Raw genomic sequence first — 4,489 nt, 5'->3', positions numbered from 1 at the left:
CTGCGTACCTGATGAAGCTCTATGCACGAAGCGTCTTCCCGGTGAACGCTGATCGGTTCGAGCGCGTGTAGAAACACTTCACGCGATTTTTTCGCCATCGAGAAACACGTTCTTGAGCGTCGCACCTCCGTTCCGAATGACTCGAGCCTTTGTCGCATTCCACCCTGGCGTGTTGATCACGAAGTCTTTGACCGCCGCCTGACCGACGCCCTCGTCGACGACAAGCGCCTTCATCGGCGCATCCCTGATCGTCACCTCCACATTTTGGATCACTGCTTTCTCAACACCGTGCAACGCTGTGAGCGACCATCCAGTCGGCTTTGTCTGGACGATTTTCGTATTCGAGACAGTACACGTGCCGTCGTCAATGCGAATCGGGCGCTGCTCGTAGTAGAATTCGTCGCCAAACGAGCGATCGGTCACAACGACACAGTTGTGAATTCGTGAGTTGTCGCCACCAATACGAATATTTGACGCCTGGCTGTTCGCCGCGATACAATTGATCACTTCGACCGTGCCGTCGCCTGTCTCTGGATGGCCACCAATCACGTAGATGCCGTTGTCCGGCCATCCACCGAATAACGAGTTCTCGACGCGAAGGTATCCCTGTGCCTTCGGATGCATTGTAATCCCTGACGTCGCCCACGAACGGCCGGCGTACGGCCCACCGTCGTACGTATCCCGCGTGTTGATCGTCTTCTGGTACGTGAGTCCACCAAAGCGAAAATCAACGTTACTTACGCGGGCTCGGGCTTTCTCCGTTGCTGGGTGTACTCGAAGTGGTCCCTGACAGCCGAGCGAATGCATGCCGACTTGGCGAAGCGAGCGAATCTCTGATGTTCCCGCAGTATGGTGATTCAACACCTGTATCCCTTGGTTATCTCCGCGCCAATCGAGCGTGAACCCGCCGAACACGAACCTCCCTCGATGCGGGTTGTCAGGAATACCGATTTTGAAGTGCTGGGCGGGACCGTGGAACTCGCCTGCCGAAACGTCGAAGCCGTTGATTGCATCCACCTTCCCGTGAACGAGCGTCGCGTTCTGCCCGATAATGCCGAGGTTCTGAAGCCCGACGCGGCGAACCTGGCTGTTCATCTTGTACCGTCCAGGTGGGAAATAGAGGAGCGTATCACTCCCAATTTCGCGCTGGATGACGGGCGAAACGTCTTCCTCTCCGGTCGGATCCGCACCTGCCTTCGCCATGTTCACGACGGTGCGAAACTCGCCGCGCCACGGCTTGGGGTCAATCGACCCGAAATTACCATTCGTTGCGTTCGTGCTGTTGTTTGTCGGGCCTGTAGACGGAACACTTCCGCCACTTGCGCCCGTTGGGAGGAGACATCCCGATAGCGCTGTCGCTCCAATACTTACACCTGTTGCGAGAAACGCCCGTCTACTGTGCGATCCGCGGTTACCTGTGTCAGCGGTTGGAGGTGGTGTCATAGGAGGATCACTCGTGGTTCAGTGCAGGCGTTGTTCCTAGAAAATGTTATTACATCCATCTAGATAAGTTTTTCGTGGGTTACTCAGTTTATTCATATATGTGTTTAGAAGTAAGTCAAATAGTACAAAATACACTTAGACCGAACAACTAGCTATCGAGTGGTACCGGGAACGAGATCCCAGACTTTCTCCGTCGCAACGTACCCCTCGTCCTGCTCTTCGATAGATCCCTCGGCAAGGGCCTCGGCTATCGCCTCGTCCAGATCGCCATCAAAGCGGCCATGTTGCCCCGCTATGACGCCAATATGATCACGATCAATCGTCGGCAGGTTTTGTCCACCTGTGTTGTGTTCGATGATCCGAGCGATGATCGCGGCATTTTCGCTCATATCAAACGGTAGTACCCGAACGTCGTTAAACCGGTGGGCGATGTTGGTTAGTATAACATGCTAACTTACGAGCGACCGGTTGCAGGTGCACACTCTTGATCGACACAGTCACTTCTTCGATTGTAGAACGCAAGATTACGAGTCGTGCTTCGCATCCCTTACTCCGCGAACAGTTTCCTCGACTGTCCCAATCCCGGCCTCATGGAGCACATCACCAACAATAACCGTATCAGCGACATTGGCCATCCGATATGCTGACTCATAGTCCTGAATCCCGCCACCATAGAAAAGCTGCGCTGACGAGAGCGCATCGCGTGTGGCAGCGACAACATCTGGATCGCCGAGGGTGCCGGAATACTCGAGATAAACGATCTGCTGGCCGAGAATCTGTTCGGCGAGTTCAGCATAGGCGACGACGTCATCGGAATCGAGGGGACAGTCCGCTTGGGTGAGCGTAGCAACTGCTGACTCTGGATTGAGGACGATATAGGGTTCTGGATGGACTGCTTTCCACTCAAGATCGGATGAACGAACCCATTCGTGATGTGCTCCTGTGATCCACAATGGATCATTAGCATTCAGAACGATTGGAAGTAGGTATCCAGAGAGTGCCTCGATCTGAGATGACGATGGGCAATAAGTTGGTTCGACGAATATGGGGATCTCGGTAGAAGAGAGTGCATCGAGAATTGGCCGAACGCTAGACTCAGTGATGTTGGTTGTGCCACCGACAATGATTGCATCCGTTCCCGTGTCCGCAATGTCAGCATAGATATCCCTATTGTGGAGTGGTTTGTCTGGATCGACTTTCGTGACGTGATCCCAGTGTGCCCACACACCCGCCATAGCTTACCGTAGTGCAATCATACGCAAACCGCTTTCCCTCTATTTGTATCGAATTACAAGTCTCCGTGATTTGCGTACGACACTTTCACTCCGGAGATGACTTACCTCTAACGTTGAGTTCGTCAAAGCGTGTGTTCCAGGAATAAGTTCCCAAACGTTATACTCTCTACAAACATTAATTAGCGATTATTGAGATGACTGTTTATGCAAGAACTGGAATTTCGAGGAGAATGGTGGCTACCTAACGAAGAAAATCGAGTCGCTGGTATTCTCGAGTTTCATCCAGACGATGGAGGAACGCTTGAACTCATTGGATCGTTTGATGACTGGGGGCCCGGTCAGTTTCGAAGAGTTGATTTGATAAATGGTAGAACTACTAACGGGAAGCAGGTTACACTTGAAGATTGCTGGCTTCAACCAAGCTCCATCTCTTCCGGTGTGAAACACCAAACTTGTGGAGCAAAGAAAATCTTCACTGGGGTTAGTTTTTATGGAGATGATCTGTACTTGGATAAAGTCTGCTTTTCACTCCCTCTACTGGAACTCTGGACTTCTAAAAACATTGTTCATGTGCCGGAAGGAAAGATGACAGGTGCAACGATCTCAGATTTCGACGTGATCGAAGCCGAGTTAGATAACGCTACAGTCCGTGTCAATTTGACTCCTTCACAGAGTAATAGAATGTATGATGGAATTGAGATTACCCAGCAGGCATTCTTTTGTATTGAACCCGACAAACCCCAGAAGTTGGACGATTATCTCAACGATTACATACGTCATCTTCAGCACTTTATTTGCCTTGCGCTTGGTGAGCCAGTGAATCCGAATCTAGTTAAAGGATATTTCGAACACGAGGGAAGGACGGAAAAAACCGATATCGTGTATCAAGTCTCTCATCTCCCCGAGGTTCCAGAGAAAAAACATCCCGGAAGGCTACTTTTCAACTTAGATGACATTGATTTTGAGAAAGCGCTCCAAAAGTGGTTCGAGTCTGCTCAAAATGCAGAGATGGCCCACAATTTGTACTTCGGTACTCAGTACAACGAGACTATGTTCCAAGAGAATAAGTTTCTCTCATTAGTTATTGCGCTTGAATCCTACCAAAGCTATCTGTTCCCGGACCACCGATTAATGGAGAAAGCGGAGTACGATCAACTTCATACGGAAATCCTCAATACGATTCCCGATGACGCCGCTGCGAAAGGTCGGATAGACAATCTTCTTGGAAGCATTGGGAACCAAGGGTCTTTGCATGATCAGCTGAGTCTGGTGCTTTACGAATATGAAGAAATTCTAGATGAACTCATCGAGATAGAAGCGGTAATTCGGAATTCAAAGAACGAGAGGCACAACATAGCTCACGGACTTGGGAAGGAATACGATCTTAACGAGATTGGTGATACAGCTCAGAAGCTCCAAGTTGTTATTGAGGCAATCTTCTTGGATACCATCGGTCTTGAGACAGACTTCATTAAGAGAAAGTTGGAGAAGAATCGGAAACACCTACTCACCTAAATCGACGCAAGATAGCTATCAGGAATTGCACATAGATTGATTCGGGGGTCCCAGAGTATGTCTACTTCTGCTTATTCAGGAGTAGTAATTCGCGAACCTTGATTAGCCGGTCACAGCTCCACAGCACTCATCGACTCAATAATATTCGCTTCAGTGGGCGCAGCGAGATACGGCTCAATCGCGTCATAGCTTGACCACCCACCGAGCGCCATCACAATCCGCGGTGAGACGTTCGCCTCGACCAGCAGGTGATTCGCCCAGCAACGACGTAAATCGTGAGTAGACACTCGTTGATA

4 protein-coding genes and 1 pseudogene are annotated in these 4,489 nt (G+C 50.3%); 1 reads left to right on the top strand and 4 read right to left on the bottom strand.

Features of this window, described 5'->3' with window-relative positions; all coding sequences use genetic code 11:
- Nucleotides 1–78: 78 nt before the first annotated feature.
- From AC1XDK_RS30650 to AC1XDK_RS30640, 3 genes are all read right to left on the bottom strand, one after another.
- Nucleotides 79–1,203 carry a hypothetical protein gene (locus tag AC1XDK_RS30650; RefSeq protein ID WP_483353814.1) on the bottom strand — a complete coding sequence of 375 codons (1,125 nt, stop codon included), beginning with the start codon at nt 1,201–1,203 and terminating at the stop codon, nt 79–81.
- Nucleotides 1,204–1,595: 392 nt separating this feature from the next.
- Nucleotides 1,596–1,832, bottom strand: a complete 237-nt coding sequence (locus tag AC1XDK_RS30645; RefSeq protein WP_483353813.1) for a hypothetical protein — start codon at nt 1,830–1,832, stop codon at nt 1,596–1,598.
- A gap of 135 nt (nt 1,833–1,967) precedes the next feature.
- Nucleotides 1,968–2,678, bottom strand: a complete 711-nt coding sequence (locus AC1XDK_RS30640; protein ID WP_483353812.1) for a phosphoglycerol geranylgeranyltransferase — start codon at nt 2,676–2,678, stop codon at nt 1,968–1,970.
- A 204-nt stretch (nt 2,679–2,882) separates the two neighbouring features.
- Here AC1XDK_RS30640 and AC1XDK_RS30635 point away from each other — a divergent pair, with 204 nt between their 5' ends.
- Nucleotides 2,883–4,193 carry an ApeA N-terminal domain 1-containing protein gene (locus tag AC1XDK_RS30635; protein WP_483353811.1) on the top strand — a complete coding sequence of 437 codons (1,311 nt, stop codon included), beginning with the start codon at nt 2,883–2,885 and terminating at the stop codon, nt 4,191–4,193.
- 110 nt (nt 4,194–4,303) lie between these two features.
- On the opposite strand, the pseudogene AC1XDK_RS30630 reads toward AC1XDK_RS30635, so the two are convergent.
- Nucleotides 4,304–4,489 (bottom strand): annotated as a pseudogene (locus tag AC1XDK_RS30630) (site-specific integrase); the annotation flags it as partial.

It is taken from the genome of Haladaptatus sp. HS23, from assembly GCF_056892285.1.
The sequence above is the reverse complement of the archived record's forward strand: the minus strand, read 5'-3'. Positions and strand labels throughout refer to the sequence as shown.

Coding starts and splice junctions, on each gene's coding strand:
- AC1XDK_RS30650 (WP_483353814.1), bottom strand. CDS start 1,203: ATGGCGAAGGCAGGTGCGGATCCGACCGGAGAGGAAGACGTTTCGCCC.
- AC1XDK_RS30645 (WP_483353813.1), bottom strand. CDS start 1,832: ATGAGCGAAAATGCCGCGATCATCGCTCGGATCATCGAACACAACACA.
- AC1XDK_RS30640 (WP_483353812.1), bottom strand. CDS start 2,678: ATGGCGGGTGTGTGGGCACACTGGGATCACGTCACGAAAGTCGATCCA.
- AC1XDK_RS30635 (WP_483353811.1), top strand. CDS start 2,883: ATGCAAGAACTGGAATTTCGAGGAGAATGGTGGCTACCTAACGAAGAA.